Annotated in this window: 3 protein-coding genes; 2 read left to right on the forward strand and 1 reads right to left on the reverse strand. The window is 68.7% G+C overall.

Annotated features, from left to right (window positions below; translation table 11 throughout):
• Positions 1-158: 158 nt before the first annotated feature.
• Positions 159-728 (reverse strand): hypothetical protein, encoded by a 570-nt coding sequence (locus ACFWGZ_RS39875; RefSeq protein ID WP_382456781.1) that lies wholly within the window; start codon positions 726-728, stop codon positions 159-161.
• A gap of 603 nt (positions 729-1,331) precedes the next feature.
• Between ACFWGZ_RS39875 and lanKC the strand changes: the two genes are divergently transcribed.
• A complete protein-coding gene (gene lanKC / locus ACFWGZ_RS39880) occupies positions 1,332-3,893 on the forward strand; it encodes a class III lanthionine synthetase LanKC (protein WP_382456782.1) in 2,562 nt (853 codons plus the stop codon).
• Between the two features lie 37 nt (positions 3,894-3,930).
• Entirely contained in the window at positions 3,931-4,077 is a 147-nt protein-coding gene (locus ACFWGZ_RS39885; protein WP_330849627.1) for a SapB/AmfS family lanthipeptide, read from the forward strand.
• The last annotated feature ends 55 nt before the right edge of the window (positions 4,078-4,132 follow it).

The following is a 4,132-nucleotide window of genomic DNA, read 5'->3' on the forward strand; positions in this document are numbered from 1 at the left end:
ACCCCACACCGCAACCACCAACGCAACAGCAAGCCGCCCAACGCAACAGGCGTGCCATCAACCCGCAGACGGTGCTGGCCGGTCTTTGATCAGCTGGCGGGGTCCGGGGCGGAGCCCCGAGCAGTGCTGACGCGTCTCTGCCGCGCGCCCGCGCAACCTCAACAAGCAACCATCTGCGGAACCCGGCTCTCGGGAGCGTCATCCACCTTCAAAGCCGCCCCCTCCCACACCAGCACGTACACGACCCGCCACCGAATGCACCCCTCGGGCAGCGAAGGCGGCGCCTTGGAAACGTCCTGAGTGGACACGAACGACAACAGCACCCGCAGCCGCCGGGAAACCACGTCCGACTCGACCCGCTGCACGACCACCCCGCCGTCCCGAGTGGTCTCGTAGGCGGCGACCCACCCGGCCTGAGGCGTCGCGGCGACCCGCCGAGCCGACACGACAGCGCGCCAAGCGGCGAAATCCCGGGAGTTGATCGAGTCGAAGTAGCCCTGCAGGACCCGTTGCACCGCGGTCCGGTCCGGGTGGGTGAACGCGTCGGGGCTCAACCGCACCTCGGCGGTTCCGGGCAGGGGGCCGACGGACGAGGACGCCACCACCGGCGCGCCCTTGGCCTCCGCGGGGCGCGAGTACACGGTCCGCCCCACCATCCCGGCCGCCACCGCGGCACCGGTGATCACCACCACGGCCGGCACCAGCCATCGGCTCGCCACGCTCCCCACGCACGCAGCCTAGCCGTACCGCACTCCGGACAGCAGAGGCCCGCTCGCCCATTGGGCGGTCGTTACATCAAAACACAATATTCACTCTAATGTGCAGGTGCGATTTGAATCACAACATGTATGCACTACGACAATGATTGCGACATAAAATTCCAGGCGGCAATCTCATCCTACGAATGGGTGCCAAAGGTGGACTCCGCACCGCCATCCGGTCGCACCAAACACGCATTGGATGCCAATTTCGGCTTCACCCGTAAAGAGCAGACAACACAGCGCGTGCACAACCGCCACCCCCGACCGGCTATACGTCCGGTCTCACGTGGAATACCGCAGCTCACCGTGACGACACATAGAGAACCAATGGGTTCCGTTTAGCGAAGGCCCACGAGAAAGCCGTCCGGGACCCACCTCACAAACCTTGCGACCGGGTGAGATGGACCCAAACCTCATCACGGCGAGTCACATACGCACCGGTAATCAAGGTTCCTTTGAGCACGAACGGGTGGCCCATATAACTCGTATGGCGGATTGGCGATAGGCGCGAAATTGTGCGGGAATATGCGGCGTCAAAGAAAACGCAAACGAGTCGGGGAGGGGAATTCGGTGGACCTCAGATACGAGGCGTACTGCTTCGCAGACCGGCAGTTCTACGATCTGCAGAACAGCACCGAAGGCACCCCTGGCGACGACTTCTCCACCGATCTCCCCGCGCTTCCGCCCGACTGGGTGATGGTCGAGCGCAACGTGTGGCGGCACCAGCAGCCCGAAGGGGTGCGGCTGCCCAACCAAGGGTGGAAAATCCACGTTTCCGCTGGACTCGACAACGCCGGCCGGGTTCTGAAGACCACCTTCGACTACTGCGTCGAACGCCGTGTCGCCTTCAAGTACCTGCGGACGATGTCGATCGTCCTCGCCCGCAACTCGAAGTACGCGCCCCGCGACGGCAGCGGCAAGCTCGTCACCATCTACCCGGAGAGCGCCGAGCACTTCGAGACCATCTGCACCGAGCTCGGGCAGCTGCTCGACGGCGAGCACGGGGCGTACGTCCTGAGCGACCTGCGCTTCGGCAAGGGGCCGCTGTTCGTGCGCTACGGCGGGTTCGCCGAGCAGTGGCTCGAGGTCGACGGCCGGCGGGTGCTCGCGATCGAGGGTCCGGACGGCGCGCTCGTCGAGGACAAGCGCAAGCCCGTCTTCAGCACGCCCGACTGGGTCGAGCTGCCCGAGTTCCTCGCGCCGCACCTGGCCGAGCGCAACGCCGGCGACCCCGCGCGGTTCCCGTACCTGATCAAGAGCTCGCTGCACTTCTCCAACGGCGGCGGCGTCTACCTCGCGACGCGCAAGAGCGACGGCAAGGAGGTCGTGCTCAAGGAGGCACGGCCGCACGCCGGGCTCGACCGCGAGGGACGCGACGCCGTGGCGCGGCTGGAGCGCGAGCACGAGATCCTCACCCGGCTGCACGGCGTCCACGGCGTCCCCGAGGTGTACGACCGCTTCACCGAGTGGGAGCACCTGTTCGTGGCCATGGAGTTCATGCCGGGGCGCTCGCTCGGGCAGTGGCTCGGCCGCAACTTCCCGCTGACGAACCAGGAGACCACCCCCGAGCGGCGCGACGACTACCGCACCAGGGCGCAGGCGCTCATCGCCAAGGTCGAGGACCTGGTGGAGCGGGTGCACGAGCGCGGCGTCGTCTTCGGCGACCTGCACACGATGAACGTCCTGGTCGACGAGGACGACGAGGTCTCGCTGATCGACTTCGAGCTGTCGTCGACCATCGAGGACCCGCACCGGCCGACACTCGGCTCGCCGGGTTTCCAGGCACCGCAGGACCGCGAGGGCTTCGACATCGACGCCTACCCGCTGGCCGCGCTCAAGCTGTGGATCTTCCTGCCGCTCAACACGGTGCTCGAGCTCGCGCCGGCCAAGCTGCGCCAGCACGTGCACGTCGCCGCGGAGCGCTTCGGGCTGGACGAGGACTACCGGCGGCAGATCCTCGACGTGCTCACGCCGCGCGTCGACCCGCCGGCCGATCCCGCGTTCACGTCGTTCGACGACGAGAGTCCTGATTGGACGGTCGTGCGCGCGGAGATCGCCGCGGCGGTCCTGCACAGCGCGACCCCGCACCGCGACGACCGGCTCTTCCCCGGTGACGTCGAGCAGTTCGAGGTCGGCGGCACATGCTTCGGCTTCGGCGCCGCGGGCGTGCTGCACGCGCTCGCCGAGAGCGGCGAGGGCCGCTACCCCGAGCACGAGGAGTGGCTGGTCCGCAGGACCAAGGCCGACCCGCCGAAGCAGCCGGGTTTCTTCGTCGGCGGGCACGGCATCGCGCACGTGCTGGAGAACTTCGGCCACCACGACCTCGCGACCGAGCTCGTCGAGGGCTACGCCCCGCTCGTCCGCGCCACGCGGGACCACGGGCTCAACGCCGGCCTCTCCGGCATCGGCCTCACCCTGCTGCACTTCGCGGACTCGCGCCGCGACGACGGCTTCGCGGCGCAGGCGCAGGAGCTGGCGCACCGGCTCGCGACGCTGCTCGACCAGGCGCCCGCGCCCGGTCCGACCGCACGGGCGGGACTGCTGCACGGCTGGTCGGGACCCGCGCTGTTCTTCCTGCGGCTGCACCAGCACACCGGCGAGCAGCACTGGCTCGACCTCGCCGAGCGGGCGCTGGAACGCGACCTGGCCGAGACCTCGGTCGCGGTCGACGGCTCGCTGCAGGTGCAGGACGGCACGCTCCGGACGCTCCCGTACGTCGGCGTCGGCGGTGCGGGCATCGCGCTGGTGCTCACCGAGTTCGCGGAGGTGGCGCCGGACCGCCCGTGCGCGGCGAGGCTGCCCGAATTGCTCACCGGCTGCACCGGCGAGTTCGTCATCCAGCCCGCGTTCATGCTGGGCAGGGCCGGGCTGATGGCGACGCTGGCCCACGCCACGCGCCGCCGGCCAGACGACCGCTTCGAGCGCGCCGTCGAGATGCACCGCAGGGCGCTCGGCTGGCACGCCGTGCGCCACGGCGGCGGGCTCGCCTTCCCGGGCATCCAGCTGCGCCGCCTCTCCATGGACCTCGCCACCGGCGGAGCGGGCGTCCTGCTCGCTCTCGCGTCCACAGTGGACGCGATCTCGCCACTGCCCTTCCTGGGCTCACGAACACCGGTCACCACTGGCCGGTAGCAAGAAAATCCGATCCCTCGTACTGAAGGAGAACATCATGGGCTTCATCCTCGACATGCAGGAGCTGGAGATCCCCGAGGCCACCAACGCGGTGCTCGAGGGCGGCCACGGCGGCGGCGCCGTCTCCAACGCCTCGCTGCTGCTGCCGTGCTCGCAGAGCACCGTGAGCCTGCTGGCCTGCTGAGTCACGCCACCGAGGTGAACACCGGCCGGTGAGCGGCATAGGCGAAGTATGCCGC

The sequence above is a fragment of the Lentzea sp. NPDC060358 genome, assembly GCF_042725365.1.
Taxonomy (GTDB): Bacteria; Actinomycetota; Actinomycetes; order Mycobacteriales; family Pseudonocardiaceae; genus Lentzea.

Excerpts from the sequence above, each read along its gene's own strand:
- ACFWGZ_RS39885 (WP_330849627.1), top strand. The coding sequence starts at position 3,931 with ATGGGCTTCATCCTCGACATGCAGGAGCTGGAGATCCCCGAGGCCACC.